A 15,832-nucleotide genomic window follows, 5' to 3' on the forward strand; every position below is an offset into this window, starting at 1 on the left:
CAGAGGCAGCACCTCAAAAACCGTGAGGCCAATACCGTGATCCAGACCCTGAACCATCTTCCCCACCCCCATGAAGATGCGGCGGCCCTCGCCGCGCATTTCACCGACCTGGCGCCGCCGCTCAATGCCCGGCAAGCCCAACTGGAAGCCTCGCGCTGCCTCTACTGCTACGACGCGCCGTGCGTTAACGCGTGCCCCAGCGAGATCGATATCCCGTCGTTCATCCGCAATATCCACACGGAGAACGTCCAGGGCGCCGCACAGAAGATTCTCTCGGCGAATATCCTCGGCGGCAGTTGCGCCCGGGTCTGCCCGACGGAAATCCTCTGCCAGCAAGCCTGCGTGCGCAACAACGCCGAGGAATGCGCCCCGGTACTGATCGGCCTGTTGCAGCGTTACGCGGTGGACAACGCGCACTTCAGCGAACACCCGTTCCAGCGCGCCGCGCCCACCGGCAAGCGCATCGCGGTGGTCGGCGCCGGGCCTGCGGGGTTGTCCTGCGCCCATCGCAGCGCCTTGCACGGCCATGACGTGGTGATTTTCGAAGCCCGGGAAAAAGCCGGCGGCCTGAATGAATACGGGATCGCCAAGTACAAGCTGGTGGATGACTTCGCGCAAAAGGAACTGGATTTCCTCCTGCAAATTGGCGGCATCGAGATCCGTCACGGCCAGCGTCTGGGCGACAACCTGACCTTGAGCGAACTGCACCAGCAGTTCGATGCAGTGTTCCTCGGCCTTGGCCTGGCTGCCAGCAAACAGCTCGGCCTGCCACACGAAGACGCCCCCGGCCTGCTCGCCGCCACCGACTACATCCGTGAACTGCGCCAGGCCGACGACCTCAGTCAACTGCCCCTGGCCGACCGTTGCATCGTGCTCGGCGCCGGCAACACGGCCATCGACATGGCGGTGCAAATGGCCCGCCTCGGTGCTCGCGACGTCAACCTGGTGTATCGCCGTGGCCTGGCTGAAATGGGCGCCACCGGCCATGAGCAGGACATCGCCAAGGCCAACCAGGTACGCCTGCTGACCTGGGCCCAGCCCGAAGAAGTATTGCTCGACGACCAGGGCCATGTGCGCGGCATGCGTTTCGCCCGCACCCGCATGGTCGATGGCCGCCTGCAAGCCACCGGCGAGACCTTCGAACTGGCCGCCGACGCGATCTTCAAGGCCATCGGCCAAGGCTTCGACGACGAGGCGCTGCACGACCCGCTGGCCCACCAACTGCAACGCCAGGGCGATCGGATCTTCGTCAACGAACAGCTGCGCACCAGCATCCCCGGTGTGTACGCCGGCGGCGATTGCGTCAGCCTCGGCCAGGACCTCACCGTCCAGGCCGTGCAACACGGCAAGCTGGCCGCGCAAGCCATGCACGCTCAACTCATGCTGAATGTGGAGGCTGCGTAATGGCCGATCTCTCGATTGTATTCGCCGGCATCAAAGCCCCCAATCCGTTCTGGCTGGCCTCCGCGCCGCCTACCGACAAGGCCTACAACGTGGTCCGCGCCTTTGAAGCAGGCTGGGGCGGCGTGGTCTGGAAAACCCTCGGCGAAGACCCGGCCGCGGTCAACGTCTCATCGCGCTACTCGGCGCACTTTGGCGCCAACCGTGAAGTGCTCGGCATCAACAATATCGAGCTGATTACCGATAGGTCCCTGGAGATCAACCTGCGGGAAATCACCCAGGTGAAAAAGGACTGGCCGGACCGCGCGCTGATCGTGTCATTGATGGTGCCGTGTGTTGAGGAGTCGTGGAAACACATCCTGCCACTGGTGGAAGCCACCGGCTGCGACGGCATCGAGCTGAACTTCGGCTGCCCCCACGGCATGCCGGAACGCGGCATGGGCGCGGCGGTGGGCCAGGTGCCGGAGTATGTGGAACAGGTGACGCGCTGGTGCAAGACCTATTGCTCGCTGCCGGTGATCGTCAAGCTCACGCCGAACATCACCGACATACGCGTGGCGGCGCGGGCAGCGTATCGCGGGGGCGCGGATGCGGTGTCGCTGATCAACACCATCAACTCCATCACCAGTGTCGACCTGGAGCGCATGGTCGCCCTGCCGATGGTCGGCACCCAAAGCACCCACGGGGGTTACTGCGGCTCGGCGGTGAAACCCATCGCGCTGAACATGGTGGCGGAGATTGCCCGGGACCCACAGACACAAGGCTTGCCGATCTGCGGGATTGGCGGGATTGGCAACTGGCGCGATGCAGCGGAATTCGTCGCGCTGGGCTGCGGCGCGGTGCAGGTGTGCACGGCGGCGATGCTGCATGGGTTTCGGATTGTCGAAGAAATGAAGGACGGGCTGTCGCGGTGGATGGACAGCCAGGGTTACAGCAGCCTGCAGGAATTTTCCGGGCGGGCGGTGGGCAATACGACGGATTGGAAGTACCTGGATATCAATTACCAGGTGATCGCCAAAATTGACCAGGCGGCATGTATTGGCTGTGGGCGTTGCCATATTGCCTGTGAAGACACGTCGCACCAGGCGATTGCCAGCTTGAAGCAGGCGGATGGGACACATAAATACGAAGTGATCGATGATGAGTGCGTGGGGTGCAACCTGTGCCAGATCACCTGCCCGGTGGCGGACTGTATCGAGATGGTGCCGGTGGATACCGGGAAGCCGTTTTTGAACTGGACGCAGGATCCGAGGAACCCCTACCGCGAGGCGGTGTAGCCTGAATGATCGTTCCCACGCTCCGCGTGGGAATGCATCCGTTGACGCTCCGCGTCACGACCTTAAGAGCGGACGCAGAGCGTCCAGGGCGGCACTCCCACGCGGAGCGTGGGAACGATCTAGGGCTCCAACCCAATCCCCCGCAGGATCACACTCGTCACCGTCTGCACCGCCCGCTCAAACTGCATGTCCGACAACGGCTGATGGTCATTCAGGATCTTCACCTGATGATCAAAGTCGGCATAGTGCTGGGTCGACGCCCAGATCATATACAGCAGGCTCGACGGCTCCACCGGCAAAATCCGCTTGTCCTCCACCCACTGGCGAATCTTCGCTTCCTTCATCTTGGCCCAGTCATACAGGCTCACATCCAGCGCCTCCCCCAGGGTTGGCGCGCCGTGGATGATTTCATTCGCCCAGACTTTCGAACCATAAGGCCGGCTGCGGGAATGTTGCATCTTGGCGCGGATGTAGCTACTGAGCACCACCCGCGGGTCGTCGAACATCTCGAAGCACAAGGCGTCCTGCTTCCACACCTCCAGCAGGTCGAACAACACCGCGCTGTACAGCTCGCTCTTGGTACTGAAGTAGTAATGCAGGTTGGAGCGCGGCAGTTGCACTTCTTCAGCGATGTCGGCCATGGCGGTGCTGCCATAGCCCTTCTCGGCGAAGACCTTTTCAGCCGCCAGCAGAATCTTTTCGACGTTGACCCGACGAATACCGATCTTGTGATTGCCCATAAGGGCTCCCTGACAACAACATGGCTTCAAGACTACCATCCGCTCTAGATCGCGGCGACACGCCACTGTGAAACTTCGTACAAGAACCTTCCCCGTCGATAGCGGATTGGTTAGCATCGCCATCCCCTCGAAGGATCATCCCCCATGACTATTCGACAGCGAAGCGCGTGCGACGACCCGGTGCTGGGTGCACTGTGGGAACGCTCGGTGCGCGCCACCCATGACTTTCTCAGCGAAGACGACATCCAGCGCCTGCTGCCCCTGGTACGCGACTGCTACCTGCCGATGCCCGCACTTGAAGTGTGGGTGTACGAAGATACCCAAGGCATTGGCGGCTTCGTCGGCACCGGCGGCAATAATGTCGAGATGCTGTTTATCGACCCGAACCGACGCGGCCAGGGCATCGGTCGCCAGTTGCTGGACTTCGTCCGCGCCCGCCACGACACCCTGCGGGTCGACGTGAACGAGCAGAATCCACAGGCCGTGGGTTTCTACCTGCACTATGGTTTTATCCAGACCGGCCGCTCGCCCGTCGATGGCGAAGGCAAGCCCTTCCCCTTGTTGCACATGGCACTACCGAACGACTGACTCTCACCTGAAGGTATTGAACAATGTTGATCAAGAAGACCCTCACCACCGTTGCCCTGCTCGCTTCCCTGCTGGGCGCCTCGGCCGCGTTTGCCCACGCCCACCTGAAAAGCTCGGAGCCTGCCGCCGACAGCAGCGTCGCTGCGCCCAAGGACCTGCGCCTGACGTTCAGCGAAGGCGTTGAAGCGACCTTCACCAAGGTATCCCTGAGCAAGGACGGCACCGAAGTCGCGATCAAGGGCCTGGAAACCCCGGACGCCGACAAGAAAGTATTGGTGGTGACACCGGCCGCACCCTTGGCCGCCGGCACCTACAAAGTAGTGTGGAACGCGGTCTCGGTGGATACCCACAAGAGCAACGGTGAATACAGCTTCAAGGTCGGCCAATAATCCATGGCCACCCTGCTGGTGCTGTGCCGTTTCCTGCATTTCATCGTCGTGCTGTTGATGTTCGGGGCCTGCGTGTTCAGGCCCTGGCTGCTGGGCGCGGGACCGCAACCGGTGCTGGACCGCCAACTGTCGCGCATCACCCAAGGGTTGGCGTGGCTGGCATTGGTGTCGGGGGTGGCGTGGCTGCTGTTGATCAGCGCGAGCATGGCCGGTGTCGGCCTGGGCGCGCTGGAATGGTCGACCGTGCAGTTGGTGCTGGGCAAAACCTTCTTCGGCCAGGTCTGGACCTGGCACTTGCTACTGAACGTGCTGCTGGTGCTGGGCCTGATGACGCCGTGGAAGGCGTCGCGCCTGCCGCTCTGTGCATTGCTGCTGGCGACACTGGCACCGGTGGGCCATGGCGCCATGCTCAATGGCATGGCCGGACAGTTGCTGATCCTCAATCAGGTGGTGCACCTGGTGTGTGTCGGTGCCTGGCTGGGCGGCCTGCTCCTGCTGGTGTTGATCCTCAGGCAATCGCCCCGCTATCCGTTGGAGCCGATCCTCAAGCGCTTCAGTGGCATCGGTTATGGCCTGGTGACAGGGCTGCTGGTGACCGGATTGATCAACGTGCGGGTGCTCACCGGGCAGTTCTGGCCGACGCCCTTGTTCACAGGGTTCGCCCTGATCCTGTTGATCAAGGTGCTGCTGGTGTTCGGCATGCTCGCCCTGGCGCTGCTGAACCGCCTGCGGATTCACAACTGTGAACAGCGGCTGCCTGCCTTGAAGGCCAGCGTGATGATTGAATGGTTACTAGGTGTTTCAGCGGTAGCCGCCGTTTCGCTGCTTGGCACCTTGCCGCCCATGGTTGCAACGGGATAACTCCTTCCCCCCTGACTCCCTTCACGCAGGGAGTCATCGTATAACTTTCGATTGACAACCCCCTGAAACCTCGCAAATATCGCCCCCAATGTTGTACGACAACGTATAACAAAAAATAAAAACAACAAAAAGACAAGGGAGCGTCACTGTGAGCCAACACGTCCGCCAGTTCTCCGGCACCACCCGTTTTGCCGCCATCGGTTTGAGCAGCCTGGCCTTTACCCTCCCCGCCACCGCCTCGGCAGAAGGCTTCATCGATGACGCCACCGCCACGCTCAACCTGCGCAACGCCTACTTCAGCCGCAACTTCACCAACCCCGCCTACCCCCAGGGCAAGGCCGAGGAGTGGACGCAAAACTTCATTCTCGACGCCAGGTCCGGCTTCACCCAAGGCACCGTCGGTTTCGGCCTGGACGTGCTGGGCCTGTACTCGCAGAAACTCGACGGCGGCAAAGGTACCGCCGGCACCCAACTGCTGCCGACCCGCAGCGATGGCCGCCCTGCCGATAACTTCGGGCGCCTGGGCGTGGCGCTGAAAACCAGGCTGTCGAACACCGAATTGAAAGTCGGCGAATGGATGCCGGTACTGCCGATCCTGCGCTCGGATGACGGCCGCTCACTGCCGCAAACGTTCCGCGGCGGCCAGGTAACGTCCAGAGAAATCGCCGGCCTGACCTTGTATGGCGGCCAGTTCCGCGGCAACAGCCCGCGCAACGACGCGAGCATGGATGACATGTTTCTCAACGGCAAAGCCGCATTCACCTCGGACCGCTTCAACTTCGGCGGCGGCGAATACACCTTCAACGACAAGCGCACCCAGGTTGGCGTGTGGTACGCCGAACTCAGTGACATCTACCAGCAACAGTATTTCAACCTCACCCACAGCCAGCCCGTGGGCGACTGGACCCTGGGCGCCAACCTCGGATTCTTCACCGGCAAGGAAGACGGCAAGGCCCTGGCCGGCGACCTCGACAACAAAACCGCGTTCGCCCTGCTCTCGGCCAAATACAAAGGCAACAGCTTCTATATCGGCCTGCAGAAACTCACCGGCGACAGCGCCTGGATGCGGGTCAACGGCACCAGCGGCGGCACCCTGGCCAACGACAGCTACAACGCCAGCTACGACAACGCCAAGGAAAAGTCCTGGCAGGTGCGGCACGACTTCAACTTCGTGGTAATGGGCATTCCCGGGTTGACCATGATGAACCGCTACATCAGTGGCGATAACGTGCACACCGGGGCGATCACCAATGGCAAGGAGTGGGGCCGTGAGTCGGAGCTGGCCTACACGGTACAAAGCGGTCCACTGCGGGACCTGAATGTGCGCTGGCGCAACGCAACGATGCGCCGGGATTTCAGTACCAACGAGTTTGATGAAAACCGGATATTCATCAGTTACCCGCTGTCGTTGTTATAGCGGTTTACAAACAACCGGAAAGGTTTTTGTGGCGGGGGAGCTTGCTGTGGGGAGAGATTGCTGTGGGGAGGTAGATTGCTGTGGGGAGGTAGATTGCTGTGGCGAGGGAGCTTGCTCCCGCTGGGCTGCGCAGCGGCCCCAAAATCTTGGGAGCGCTTCGCACTCCAGCGGGAGCAAGCTCCCTCGCCACAGCAAGCTCCTTCGCCACAGCAAGCCCTCTTGCCACAGCAAGCTCCCTCGCCACAGGACAGCGATGAGCCTCTATCAACTTCGACCAATAGTGCGTTGACAAGTGTAGGAAACCCTAAGGATACTTCGGATCAGTCATACGACAACCTACAACAATAACGGGATCACCATGACCACCACAACCGCCCCTACCCCGTTCAACCGCTTGCTGCTCACCGGTGCCGCCGGTGGCCTGGGCAAAGTCTTGCGCGAACGCCTGCGTCCTTACGCCAAGGTACTGCGCCTGTCGGATATCGCCGACATGGCCCCGGCCGCTGACGACAGCGAAGAAGTATTGCCTTGCGATCTTTCCGACAAACAAGCCGTGCACCAACTGGTGGAAGGCGTCGATGCGATCCTGCATTTCGGCGGCGTATCGGTGGAACGCTCGTTCGAGGAAGTGCTGGGCGCGAACATCTGCGGGATCTTCCACATCTATGAAGCGGCGCGCCGCCATGGGGTCAAGCGCGTCATCTTCGCCAGCTCCAACCACGTGATCGGCTTCTACAAGCAGGACGTAGCCCTCGACGCCCACTCCCCGCGCCGCCCCGACAGTTACTACGGGCTGTCCAAATCCTACGGCGAGGACATGGCCAGTTTCTACTTCGATCGCTATGGCATCGAGACCGTCAGCATCCGCATCGGCTCCTCGTTCCCGGAACCCCAGAACCGCCGGATGATGCACACCTGGCTGAGCTTCGACGACCTCACCCAACTGCTCGAACGCTCGCTGTACACACCGAATGTCGGGCATACCGTGGTCTACGGCATGTCGGATAACCTCGATGTGTGGTGGGACAACCGCTTCGCCGCGCACCTGGGCTTCACCCCGCGGGACTCTTCCGAAGTATTCCGCAAACAGGTGGAAGCCCAGCCGATGCCCTCTGCCGACGACCCGGCGCGGGTGTACCAGGGTGGCGCGTTTTGCGCCGCCGGCCCGTTCGGTGACTGACCACAGACCAACCCAAGGGAATGAGTGGCCATGCAAGCAGAACTGATTGTCGACGCCCGCAACGCCGTGGGTGAATGCCCGGTGTGGGTCCCCGGGGAAAACGCCCTGTACTGGGTGGATATTCCCACAGGCGAACTGCAACGCTGGAACGCCACCAGCGGCCAGGCGCAGGCCTGGAAAGCTCCGCAGATGCTCGCCTGCATCGCCCGCACCTCGGCGGGCGATTGGGTTGCGGGCATGCAAACCGGGTTTTTCCGGCTGACGCCCCACAACGATGGCAGGCTCGACACTGCGCCCCTGGCCAGCGTCGAGCACGCCCGCCCGGACATGCGCCTGAACGATGGCCGCTGTGATCGCCAGGGCCGGTTCTGGGCCGGCAGCATGGTGCTGAACATGGCCGAGAATGCGGCCGACGGTGCACTGTACCGCTACGAAACAGGCCGGGCGGTTCACACCGCACTCAACGGTTTCATCACCCCCAACGGCCTGGCCTTCAGCCCGGACGGGCGCACGATGTACCTCTCGGATTCGCACCCGTTGGTCCAGCAGGTCTGGGCCTTCGACTACGACATCGACAGCGGCACGCCGTCCAATCGGCGGCTGTTTGTGGATATGCACCAGTTCCTCGGCCGCCCCGACGGAGCCGCCGTGGATGCCGAAGGTTGCTACTGGATCTGCGCCAACGATGCCGGGCTGGTCCACCGCTTTACCCCCGACGGCCGTCTCGACCGCTCACTGGCCGTGCCGGTGAAAAAACCCACCATGTGCGCCTTCGGTGGCAACCGCCTGGACACCCTGTTCATCACCTCGATCCGCGACGACCACAGTGCCCAGTCGCTGGCCGGCGGCGTGTTTGCCCTCAACCCCGGGGTCACCGGATTGCCGGAGCCCACCTTCATCCTCTAGCTGCATCGCTGTGCCTTGAATAAAACAATAACAAGACTGGAGAGACACCCCATGGACTTCAAACGCACTTTGCTCCTCGCCGCACTCCCCTTCACCTTCATCTTCGCCGGTGCCGCCCAAGCGCTGGAAATCAAATTCGCCGACATCCACCCCGCCGGCTACCCCACCGTCGTCGCCGAAGAACAGCTGGGTAAAACCCTGGTGGCCGAAAGCAACGGCGGCCTGACCTTCAAGATGTTCCCCGGCGGCGTGCTGGGCTCGGAAAAGGAAGTGGTGGAACAGGCCCAGGTCGGCGCGATCCAGATGGCCCGGGTCAGCCTCGGCATCGTCGGCCCGGTGGTGCCGGACGTGAACGTGTTCAACATGCCGTTCGTGTTCCGCGACCAGGTGCATATGCGCAAGGTCATCGACGGCGAGATCGGCGATGAAATCCTCGCCAAGATCACCGACTCCGAATTCAACCTGGTGGCGCTCGCCTGGATGGACGGCGGCACGCGCAACCTCTACACCAAGAAACCGGTGCGCAAGATCGAAGACCTCAAGGGCATGAAGATCCGCGTGCAGGGCAACCCGATCTTCATCGAAACCATCAACGCCATGGGCGGCAACGGCATTGCCATGGACACCGGCGAGATCTTCAGCGCCCTGCAGACCGGCGTGATTGACGGCGCGGAAAACAACCCGCCCACCCTGCTGGAACACAACCACTACCAGAACGCCAAGTTCTACAGCCTGACCGGCCACCTGATTCTGCCCGAGCCCATCGTGATGTCGAAAATCACCTGGAACAAGCTCACCCCCGAGCAACAGGTGCTGGTGAAGAACACCGCCAAGGCCGCGCAGATCCAGGAGCGCGAGCTGTGGGACGCCAAGTCCGCCAGCAGTGAAGCCAAGCTCAAGGCTGCTGGCGTCGAGTTCATCGACATCGACAAAAAACCGTTCTATGAGGCCACCGCTTCCATTCGCGACAAGTACGGCGCGCCCTACGCCGACCTGATCAAGCGCATCGAAGCCGTCGAGTAAACCTTTTTCCCCTCATAGATAAGGCCCGGCGCGGTCGGCATCGACGCGCCCGGTTACGGTGAACGCCATGAAGAATTTACTGCTGCGCATCAACGACCGCATTTACATGAGCTGCATCTGGATCGCCGGCCTCGCCGTTCTTGGCGTCGCGCTGATCATTCCCTGGGGCATCTTCGCCCGCTACGTGCTCGGCACCGGCTCCAGCTGGCCGGAGCCCACCGCTATCCTGCTGATGCTGGTGTTCACCTTTGTCGGCGCCGCCGCCAGTTACCGCGCCGGGGCGCACATGTCGGTGGCCATGGTCACCGACCGCCTGCCGCCCGGCCAACGCCGAATCGTCGGCATCGTCTCACAATTGCTGATGGCAACCATCTGCCTGTTCATGACGATCTGGGGCAGCAAATTGTGCCTGTCGACCTGGAACCAGTTCATGAGCGCCATGCCGACCTTGCGGGTGGGCATCACCTATATGCCGATCCCGATCGGTGGCTTGCTGACCCTGGTTTTTGTGCTGGAAAAACTCCTGCTGGGTGACCAGAGCAATCGTCGGGTCGTGCGCTTCGACCTGGTTGAAGAAAGTGAAGGGGCTGCCTGAATGGACGCATTGATTCTGTTGGGCAGCTTTATCGCCCTGATCCTGATTGGCATGCCGGTGGCCTACGCCCTGGGGCTTTCTGCGCTGATCGGCGCGTGGTGGATCGACATTCCGTTCCAGGCCCTGATGATTCAGGTGGCCGGCGGGGTGAACAAGTTTTCGCTGATGGCGATTCCGTTCTTCGTGCTGGCCGGGGCGATCATGGCCGAGGGCGGCATGTCGCGCCGGCTGGTGGCGTTTGCCGGGGTGCTGGTGGGCTTTGTGCGCGGCGGCCTGTCCCTGGTGAACATCATGGCCTCGACGTTTTTTGGCGCGATCTCCGGCTCGTCGGTGGCCGATACGGCGTCTGTCGGTTCGGTGCTGATTCCGGAAATGGAACGCCAGGGCTATCCCCGTGAATTCGCCACCGCCGTCACCGTGAGCGGCTCGGTACAAGCCTTGCTGACGCCTCCGAGCCACAACTCGGTGCTCTACTCCCTGGCGGCGGGCGGCACCGTGTCCATCGCCTCGCTGTTCATGGCCGGCGTGGTCCCGGGCCTGCTGATGAGCGCCTGCCTGATGGTGCTGTGCCTGATCTTCGCGAAAAAGCGCAACTACCCCAAAGGCGAAGTGATCCCCCTGAAACAGGCACTGAAAATCTGCGCCGACGCATTGTGGGGCCTGATGGCCATGGTGATCATTCTTGGCGGGATTCTGTCGGGCATCTTCACCGCCACCGAGTCGGCGGCGATTGCGGTGTTGTGGGCGTTCTTCGTGACCATGTTCATCTACCGCGACTACAAATGGAGCGAGCTGCCCAAGCTGATGCACCGCACGGTGCGCACGATCTCCATCGTGATGATCCTGATCGCGTTCGCCGCCAGCTTCGGCTACATCATGACCCTGATGCAGATCCCGGCGAAGATCACCACGATGTTCCTGACCCTGTCGGACAACCGCTACGTGATCCTGATGTGCATCAACGCCATGCTGCTGTTGCTGGGTACGGTGATGGACATGGCGCCGCTGATTTTGATCCTCACGCCGATTTTGCTGCCGGTGATCCTGGGGATTGGCGTCGACCCGGTGCACTTCGGCATGATCATGCTGGTGAACCTGGGGATCGGCCTGATCACCCCGCCGGTGGGTGCGGTGTTGTTTGTGGGGGCGGCGGTGGGCAAAGTCAGCATCGAGAAGACCGTGAAGGCGTTGCTGCCGTTTTATGGCGTGCTGTTTTTGGTGCTGATGGCCGTGACCTACATTCCGGCGTTGTCGTTGTGGTTGCCGGGGTTGGTGTTATAAGCCCCACACTGCGTGTAGCGAGGGAGTTATTGTGGAGAGGGAGCTGCTGTGGCAAGGGAGCTTTCTGTGGCGAGGGAGCTTGCTCCCGCTGGAGTGCGAAGCGCTCCCGCTTTTTTGGGGCCGCTCCGCAGCCCATCGGGAGCAAGCTCCCTCGCCACACAAGCATTCATCATTCAATAGGTCTGCTGACACTCATGATGCTTGAACTCGAAGACAACCTGACCCACCTGACGCTGGCGCCAGCGTTGGGCGGGAGTATCGTCAACTGGACAGTACGCAGCAGCGGCCAGCCGTTGCTACGCCACACCGATCAACAGTCGCTGGCCAGCGGCCTGCCGGGGAAGCTTGCGTGCTTCCCGCTGGCGCCCTGGTCGAACCGGGTTGCCGAAGGTGGCTTTGATAACCCATCAGGGTGGTTGGGACTTGAGCCCAACAGCCCGCTGGACCCGCTGCCAATTCATGGCAGTGCCTGGCAACAGGTGTGGCAGGTGGTCAGCCAGACGTCAGACGAAGTGGTGTTGCAACTGGACAGCAGCACACCCTTTGCGTATCGCGCCGAGCAGCGAGTTCAGTTGAAGGGCGGCAAGTTGAGCATCACCTTGCGCGTCACGCACCTGGCGGAAACGGCGACGTGGCACGGGCTGGGATTGCATCCGTATCTGCCCCGCAGGCCGGGCACGCAATTGCAGGCAAAGGCTTCGCAGGTATGGATGAGTGATGCGGCGAAATTGCCGACAGGCCTAGCTGCCGTACCCGCCGAGTGGGATTTTCAACACCCAGAATCGTTGCCCGAGACACTGGTGGACAACGGTTTTTGCCAGTGGGACGGGCGCTGCGTCATCCAGCAGCCAGACCTGGGTTACACCCTGGAATGCCAGGCCACCGGCAGCGACTATTACCTGCTGTATTGCCCGCCGGGGCTGGATTTTTTCTGCTTCGAGCCGGTGAGTCATCCGGTGAATGCCCATCACCTGCCGGGTAGGCCGGGATTGAAGCTGTTGGAACAAGGCCAGTCGGCAGAACTCAGTTTCAGCCTGCAATACAAAACCCTCTAACAACACAAAACCCATGTGGGAGCGGGCTTGCTCGCGAATGCGGTGGATCAGTCAACACATCTGCGACTGACACTCCGCATTCGCGAGCAAGCCCGCTCCCACATTTTTGATCTCCATTGTGTCTTAGGGAGGGGTGTTTTTCAGGCGCCCCGCCGTGTCGATACTCACCACCACCGATAACCCCGGTCGCAGCCGTTCACTCTGCTCCTGCCCCGGATCCACGGTAATCCGCACCGGCACCCGCTGGGCGATCTTGACGAAGTTGCCGGTGGCGTTATCCGCCTGCAACAGGCTGAACTCCGACCCGGTCGCTGGGGAAATGCGCTGCACCGTGCCGTGAAACTTTCGGTGGTCCAGGGCATCCACGGTAAAGGTCACCGGCTGGCCAACCTGCACGTTGTCCATCTGGGTTTCTTTCATGTTGGCGATCACCCACAGCTGGTTCGGCACCAGCGCCATCAACTGCGCGCCGCTGTTGACGTAGGCCCCGAGGCGCACGCCAATCTGGCCCAGTTGCCCGTCACGCGGGGCGATGATCCGGGTGTTCGACAGGTCGATACGCGCCAGCTCCACTGCCGCATCGGCACTGGCCACCGCCGCCTCCAGCGAACCGCGATTGACGATCACTGTCTGCAAATCCTGCCGGGCGATTTCCAGGTTGGCCTGGGCCTGGGCCACGGCCGCAATGGTTTGCGCATTGGCGGCGCGGGTCACGTCCAGCTCGCGTTTGGACACCGACCCATCGCTGATCAACTCCTCATTGCGGCGCAAATCCGCGGTGCTTTTGCGGGCCTGGGCCTGGCTGTCCATCAAGGCCGCCTGACGCAGCTTGATGGTCGCCTCGGCGCTGTTGCGTTGCTGCACCACATTGGCCAGGGACGCCTGCTGCACCGCCAATTGCGCCTGGGCCTGATCAAGGCGCTGCTTGTAGATACGGTCATCGAGGCGCACCAGCAAATCCCCGGCCTTGACGTACTGGAAGTCCGTCACCGGCACTTCATACACGTAGCCGCTGAGCTGCGGCCCGATGATCGTCACCTGGCCGCGCACCAGGGCGTTTTCGGTGGTTTCCACGGCGCTGCTGAAGGGCGGCAACTGCCAGGCGTAGAGCACGATCAGCACGCCGATAATCGCAATCGCGGCAAAGCCCATGGAAGAGATGATGCGCACCCGCAAGGAGCGCGGTTCGGTGGTCGGCATGCTCGGCGGCGCGGTGCCTTCCGGCGTGGAAGCGATGGCGTTGGTGGTGGTCGTCGTCGGTTCGGTCATGAAGAAAGTGCGCCGCTGGGTTGAACGGGAGGCGCTGCACTGGCGGCAGCTTTAGTGGTACTCATCAGCCAGAGGCTGCGGATAAAGATCCAGATCATGGTGAGTATGGCAATGATCGCGATCAGCATGAACACATCGTTGTAGGCCATCACATTCGCCTCGCGGGTGGCGGCCGTGGCCAGGCTGCGAATGCCCATGAGGTTGCGCAACTCGGGGTCGGCGATCACCCCGCCATAGGCCGAGCCGCCGCTGGCAACACGCGCCGCCACACGCGGGTCGAGCAAGGTCAGGTGTTCGACGATCATGCTGGAATGGAATTTCTCCCGCACGATCTGGAACGTACCGAGCAATGCCGCACCAATCAGGCCGCCGAGGTTCTGGCAGATCCCGAACAGCACCGAGAAACTCACCAGGTTCCTGGGGTTGGTCAGTACGTTCTTCGTGCCCAGGACCATGGTCGGCCCGAGGAAGAACGTGCCGCCAAAGCCTAGCAGGAACTGGCTGATGTACATGTTTTGCGGACGCGTGAGGTTGCTGGAGAAACTGTCCATCACCGAGCCCACGGCCATGAAGGCCAGGGAGATGATCAGCGGCATCAGCAAATGCGCGGGGTTGATGGTCAGCGCGCTCACGGCCAGGCCGGCAATCGCCCCCGCGAGCATCACCCAATACAGCGTGCGCATCTGCTCGTTGCTCATGTTCAGCATCTGCATGAAGCCCACGGCGCCGGTGGACTGCTCCGAGAGCACCATGCGAATCAGCACCACCGCCAACGCCAGGCGAATCATCGCCCCGCTGCCCAGCCAACGGGTCATCAGCAACGGGTTGGAGCGGTTATGTTCGATGGCCAGGCCGGCCATGATCAGCACCAGCGAGCAGGCCGAGGCGATACCGATCCACGGCGCTTCCAGCCACCAGTCGATACGGCCCAGGGACAGCACCGCGCAGAGCAAGGCGACGCCGGTGGCGAGGATGGCGAAGGTCAGGAAGTCGAGTTTTTCGAAGGTCTTGAAGCGGTCGCCCGGTGGCAGCTTGAGCAGGAACACACAGCCCAGGCAGGTCAGCGCCATGCCCAGTTCGAACAGGTACAGGCCGCGCCATTCGGCGATTTGCAGCAGGTCTTCGGAGAACAGTCGGGCCAGGGGCAACGCCAATTGCGCGGTGCCCAGGCCGAGCACCAGGGCTTTCATCCGCCACTTTGCGGGAAAGGCCTGGATCATGTAGTAAAGGCCCAGGGAACTGAGGGCGGCGCCGACCATGCCGTGGGCCGCGCGTACGGCGATGGCCGAGCTGAGGTCGTTGACGAACAGGTGGCCGAAGGTGACCAGGGCGTAGAGCACCAGGAACACTTCGGTGAACGCACGCAGGCCGAATTGCTGGCGGAATTTCACCAGCAGCAGGTTCATGGAGACGTTGGTCATGACGTAGGCGGCGGGGAGCCAGGCCATCTCGGCCGTCGTCGCGCCCAGGGCGCCCTGGAGGTACACAAGGTTGGCGATCACCAGCGAGTTGCCGAGGCCACCGGTGATTGCCACGAGTACGCCGACGAGGGCGTAGGCCCAGCGCTTGCGGGTGGAATGCAGCGGCGTCGACGGCGAGCCCGGCAGGCTCGGGCGCTCGTGGGGCTGCCAGGTGTGGGGGGTGTATTTGTCCATTCGGTGGCCTTGATGACCGGCGTTTGGGGCCGGTGGAACGGTTACTCAGGGAGTAGTAAACCTGAGTGGAGTTCAACTTGCCATCTTGGGAGGGATTTGGGCGGTTGGGGTGCATATCCGTTGCTGCGGTAACGGCTGCTTATGGTTCCGCTCTTATATCGGCTCACTTCTTAACAGCGCAAAAGTAAGCAAAAC

The 15,832-nt window shown here is 62.0% G+C and carries 15 protein-coding genes; 12 read left to right on the forward strand and 3 right to left on the reverse strand.

From position 1 onward, the window contains the following. Window positions 1-36: 36 nt before the first annotated feature. Both HX801_RS13980 and preA read left to right on the forward strand, forming a co-directional pair. Window positions 37-1,404 (forward strand): NAD(P)-dependent oxidoreductase, encoded by a 1,368-nt coding sequence (locus HX801_RS13980; RefSeq protein WP_087694481.1) that lies wholly within the window; start codon window positions 37-39, stop codon window positions 1,402-1,404. After that, complete coding sequence (gene preA, locus HX801_RS13985) at window positions 1,404-2,678, forward strand: NAD-dependent dihydropyrimidine dehydrogenase subunit PreA (RefSeq protein WP_003207829.1); 1,275 nt, start codon at window positions 1,404-1,406, stop codon at window positions 2,676-2,678. Before HX801_RS13980 ends, preA begins: the two co-directional genes overlap by 1 nt. 119 nt (window positions 2,679-2,797) lie before the next feature. Here the strand turns inward: preA and HX801_RS13990 are convergent, their stop codons facing one another. Then, window positions 2,798-3,418, reverse strand: coding sequence for a TetR/AcrR family transcriptional regulator (locus tag HX801_RS13990; protein ID WP_003207828.1), 621 nt, complete (start codon window positions 3,416-3,418; stop codon window positions 2,798-2,800). Between the two features lie 144 nt (window positions 3,419-3,562). On the opposite strand from HX801_RS13990, the gene HX801_RS13995 reads away from it, so the two are divergent. The 10 genes from HX801_RS13995 (at window position 3,563) to HX801_RS14040 (ending at window position 12,713) form a co-directional block, all read left to right on the forward strand. Then, window positions 3,563-4,006, forward strand: coding sequence for a GNAT family N-acetyltransferase (locus tag HX801_RS13995; protein ID WP_003207827.1), 444 nt, complete (start codon window positions 3,563-3,565; stop codon window positions 4,004-4,006). Window positions 4,007-4,029: 23 nt separating this feature from the next. After that, entirely contained in the window at window positions 4,030-4,395 is a 366-nt protein-coding gene (gene copC, locus HX801_RS14000; protein WP_003207825.1) for a copper homeostasis periplasmic binding protein CopC, read from the forward strand. A 3-nt stretch (window positions 4,396-4,398) separates the two neighbouring features. After that, window positions 4,399-5,256 (forward strand): copper homeostasis membrane protein CopD, encoded by an 858-nt coding sequence (gene copD / locus HX801_RS14005; protein ID WP_177022260.1) that lies wholly within the window; start codon window positions 4,399-4,401, stop codon window positions 5,254-5,256. A gap of 148 nt (window positions 5,257-5,404) precedes the next feature. Further along, window positions 5,405-6,673: an OprD family porin gene (locus HX801_RS14010; protein ID WP_177022261.1), complete on the forward strand. Its 1,269-nt coding sequence runs from the start codon at window positions 5,405-5,407 to the stop codon at window positions 6,671-6,673. Between the two features lie 358 nt (window positions 6,674-7,031). Next, window positions 7,032-7,853 (forward strand): NAD(P)-dependent oxidoreductase, encoded by an 822-nt coding sequence (locus HX801_RS14015; RefSeq protein ID WP_177022262.1) that lies wholly within the window; start codon window positions 7,032-7,034, stop codon window positions 7,851-7,853. Window positions 7,854-7,883: 30 nt separating this feature from the next. After that, the gene (locus tag HX801_RS14020) at window positions 7,884-8,759 is read left to right on the forward strand and encodes an SMP-30/gluconolactonase/LRE family protein (protein WP_177022263.1); all 876 of its coding nucleotides are present in this window, start codon (window positions 7,884-7,886) and stop codon (window positions 8,757-8,759) included. A 51-nt stretch (window positions 8,760-8,810) separates the two neighbouring features. Beyond that, window positions 8,811-9,782, forward strand: coding sequence for a TRAP transporter substrate-binding protein (locus tag HX801_RS14025; RefSeq protein WP_177022264.1), 972 nt, complete (start codon window positions 8,811-8,813; stop codon window positions 9,780-9,782). 67 nt (window positions 9,783-9,849) lie between these two features. After that, on the forward strand, window positions 9,850-10,377 hold the full coding sequence (locus tag HX801_RS14030) for a TRAP transporter small permease (RefSeq protein WP_003207813.1): 528 nt from the start codon (window positions 9,850-9,852) through the stop codon (window positions 10,375-10,377). Further along, window positions 10,378-11,658 (forward strand): TRAP transporter large permease, encoded by a 1,281-nt coding sequence (locus HX801_RS14035; protein ID WP_003207810.1) that lies wholly within the window; start codon window positions 10,378-10,380, stop codon window positions 11,656-11,658. A 194-nt stretch (window positions 11,659-11,852) separates the two neighbouring features. Beyond that, a complete protein-coding gene (locus tag HX801_RS14040) occupies window positions 11,853-12,713 on the forward strand; it encodes an aldose 1-epimerase (RefSeq protein WP_134327686.1) in 861 nt (286 codons plus the stop codon). Between the two features lie 123 nt (window positions 12,714-12,836). Here the strand turns inward: HX801_RS14040 and HX801_RS14045 are convergent, their stop codons facing one another. Both HX801_RS14045 and HX801_RS14050 read right to left on the reverse strand, forming a co-directional pair. Continuing rightward, window positions 12,837-13,982: an HlyD family secretion protein gene (locus tag HX801_RS14045; RefSeq protein WP_177022265.1), complete on the reverse strand. Its 1,146-nt coding sequence runs from the start codon at window positions 13,980-13,982 to the stop codon at window positions 12,837-12,839. After that, on the reverse strand, window positions 13,979-15,637 hold the full coding sequence (locus tag HX801_RS14050; RefSeq protein WP_003207803.1) for an MFS transporter: 1,659 nt from the start codon (window positions 15,635-15,637) through the stop codon (window positions 13,979-13,981). The genes HX801_RS14045 and HX801_RS14050 overlap by 4 nt, the downstream gene beginning before the upstream one ends. Window positions 15,638-15,832: the final 195 nt, after the last annotated feature.

It is taken from the genome of Pseudomonas sp. G1002 (assembly GCF_013385455.1).
Classification (GTDB): Bacteria; Pseudomonadota; Gammaproteobacteria; order Pseudomonadales; family Pseudomonadaceae; genus Aquipseudomonas.

Bases quoted from the DNA above. Each gene is read 5' to 3' on its own strand.
- copD (WP_177022260.1), top strand. From the start codon at position 4,399: ATGGCCACCCTGCTGGTGCTGTGCCGTTTCCTGCATTTCATCGTCGTG.
- HX801_RS14035 (WP_003207810.1), top strand. From the start codon at position 10,378: ATGGACGCATTGATTCTGTTGGGCAGCTTTATCGCCCTGATCCTGATT.
- HX801_RS14040 (WP_134327686.1), top strand. From the start codon at position 11,853: ATGATGCTTGAACTCGAAGACAACCTGACCCACCTGACGCTGGCGCCA.
- HX801_RS14025 (WP_177022264.1), top strand. From the start codon at position 8,811: ATGGACTTCAAACGCACTTTGCTCCTCGCCGCACTCCCCTTCACCTTC.
- HX801_RS14020 (WP_177022263.1), top strand. From the start codon at position 7,884: ATGCAAGCAGAACTGATTGTCGACGCCCGCAACGCCGTGGGTGAATGC.
- HX801_RS14015 (WP_177022262.1), top strand. From the start codon at position 7,032: ATGACCACCACAACCGCCCCTACCCCGTTCAACCGCTTGCTGCTCACC.
- HX801_RS13995 (WP_003207827.1), top strand. From the start codon at position 3,563: ATGACTATTCGACAGCGAAGCGCGTGCGACGACCCGGTGCTGGGTGCA.
- preA (WP_003207829.1), top strand. From the start codon at position 1,404: ATGGCCGATCTCTCGATTGTATTCGCCGGCATCAAAGCCCCCAATCCG.
- copC (WP_003207825.1), top strand. From the start codon at position 4,030: ATGTTGATCAAGAAGACCCTCACCACCGTTGCCCTGCTCGCTTCCCTG.
- HX801_RS14030 (WP_003207813.1), top strand. From the start codon at position 9,850: ATGAAGAATTTACTGCTGCGCATCAACGACCGCATTTACATGAGCTGC.
- HX801_RS14045 (WP_177022265.1), bottom strand. From the start codon at position 13,982: ATGACCGAACCGACGACGACCACCACCAACGCCATCGCTTCCACGCCG.
- HX801_RS14050 (WP_003207803.1), bottom strand. From the start codon at position 15,637: ATGGACAAATACACCCCCCACACCTGGCAGCCCCACGAGCGCCCGAGC.
- HX801_RS13990 (WP_003207828.1), bottom strand. From the start codon at position 3,418: ATGGGCAATCACAAGATCGGTATTCGTCGGGTCAACGTCGAAAAGATT.